This is a genomic window from Mangrovibacterium sp. (assembly GCF_059905295.1).
Genome location: NZ_JBZQJF010000047.1, coordinates 1 through 1,845, shown reverse-complemented (window position 1 = coordinate 1,845; position 1,845 = coordinate 1). Strand labels below are relative to the sequence as shown.

Sequence of the window (1,845 nt, the reverse complement as noted above, 5' to 3'; positions counted from 1 at the left end):
GGTTGAGAATGCATAAGGCATGAAATTCGGTTCACCTTCGGCAGGTTTGGTTTGGTTCCGGCGGGTCAGCCAGCTGTAAAAGCCACAACCGATAGGTCCGTGAGTAATGTTTATAATATCTCTTGTTGGTCCTAAAACCACACCCTTACATCCGGCATAAGTACAGCCTCGTTGTGTAATGATGCCTGGCACGGTACGAACGTTCGCCAAAATTTCCTGTCCTTCTGACGGTTCGTTCACAACCATCGCTTTTGCACGCTTTTTAGCGACTTTGCGAGGGTACTTTTTTAATATTTCTTCTTTGAATTCTGCGGGATCTGGTAATCCGTTAGAAAAATCCTTTTTGTTCGGCATAATTTTGTCTTTTTAATTAAAGAATTGTCGTTCCTGTTTCACCGGTACGAACCCGGAATGAATCATCCAACGGCAGGACAAATATTTTTCCGTCGCCGGGTGCAGGAGTCTGATTAACTTCGATAATTGTATCAATCGTTAATTGAACATTGTGGTCAGAAACAGCGATATTAAGTACTCGCTGGGGTCTTAGTCTTGGTTCTTTTCCGAGGTGAGTAAGTGCTTCAGGCATATCTTGTTTTGCGCCTTCCATCACTTTGGCATCCCAAAAGCCTTTACCGCGTCCGAAAACTTTTCCGGTTGCAGTCATCGATGTGATGCCGGCCTCGGTCAGAGCCCGTTTTGTTTCATTCATTTTATCGATGCGGATGATTGCCATTATAATCTTCATAGTCGTGTGATTTTAAGATTATAACTCTTTTGATCCGCGGCTGATGGTGTAGGCCTCTTCAACAGAGCTGATAAATATTTTTCCATCGCCAAAGGCACCTTTTGGCTCGGTGCGGGCAGCCTCCATAATGGTATTCACCGCAAAATCTTTGTCGTCGGCTTTCACAACCATAATCAGCATTTCTTTAGGAAGCTCATCGTAGGTTATGTCTCCGATTTTGATACCTCTTTGTTTTCCGCGTCCCACAACCGGGATCTTGGTTACTGCGATGTATCCGGCCTCGAACAGGGCTTTTAAAACTTTACTTGATTTTTCGGGGCGAATTATGGCTCTTATCATTATCATGGTTAGTTCCTCCTTATTTAAGTTGATTTGTTTTTATTAGTTGGCGATACCGAAGTCGATCAGCAATTTCTCTAATTCTTCGATTTCAAGAGGTTGAGGAATAATTTTCAATTCGTTTGCATCCATTTTTTGAGCCAAAGCACGGTACTCGTTAGCTTGTGGATGTTCAGGTGCGAAATCAATGACAGTTTTACGGTTGATCTCAGCTTGTTGAACCATGTTGTCGCGAGGTACGAAGTGAATCATTTGAGTTCCAAGACGGGATGCCAATTGCTCGATCATTTCCTGCTCGTTTTCAACTTTACGTGAGTTACAAATCAAACCACCTAAACGAACAGTTCCGGCAGTAGCATACTTTTTAATACCCTTGCAGATGTTGTTTGCAGCGTACATCGCCATCATCTCACCCGATACAACGATATAGATTTCTTCTGCTTTTCCATCGCGGATAGGCATTGCGAAACCACCACATACAACGTCACCAAGTACATCGTAGAAAGTATAATCGGTTTGATATTTTTCATCCCAGGCACCTAACTGCTCCAAAAGGTTAATAGAAGTAATGATACCACGACCGGCACATCCTACACCTGGCTCAGGACCCCCTGATTCAACACAACGTGTATTACCGTATCCTCTTTTGATGATGTCATCCAGCTCAATATCTTCGCCTTCTTCGCGAAGTGTATCCAGTACAGTTTTTTGTGCCAGACCTCCAAGCAGCAAACGAGTTGAATCTGCCTTAGGGTCACAGC

The 1,845-nt window shown here is 43.6% G+C and carries 4 protein-coding genes; all 4 read right to left on the bottom strand.

Annotated features, from left to right (window positions below):
- On the bottom strand, nucleotides 1-354 hold a 354-nt coding region (locus AC37HE_RS02920; RefSeq protein ID WP_500781282.1), incomplete at its 3' end, for a hypothetical protein.
- A 16-nt stretch (nucleotides 355-370) separates the two neighbouring features.
- Nucleotides 371-745: a P-II family nitrogen regulator gene (locus tag AC37HE_RS02915; RefSeq protein WP_500781281.1), complete on the bottom strand. Its 375-nt coding sequence runs from the start codon at nucleotides 743-745 to the stop codon at nucleotides 371-373.
- A gap of 18 nt (nucleotides 746-763) precedes the next feature.
- Nucleotides 764-1,090 carry a P-II family nitrogen regulator gene (locus AC37HE_RS02910; protein ID WP_500781280.1) on the bottom strand — a complete coding sequence of 109 codons (327 nt, stop codon included), beginning with the start codon at nucleotides 1,088-1,090 and terminating at the stop codon, nucleotides 764-766.
- A gap of 36 nt (nucleotides 1,091-1,126) precedes the next feature.
- Nucleotides 1,127-1,845 (bottom strand): hypothetical protein (locus AC37HE_RS02905; RefSeq protein ID WP_500781279.1); only part of this gene is annotated, 719 nt, incomplete at its 5' end.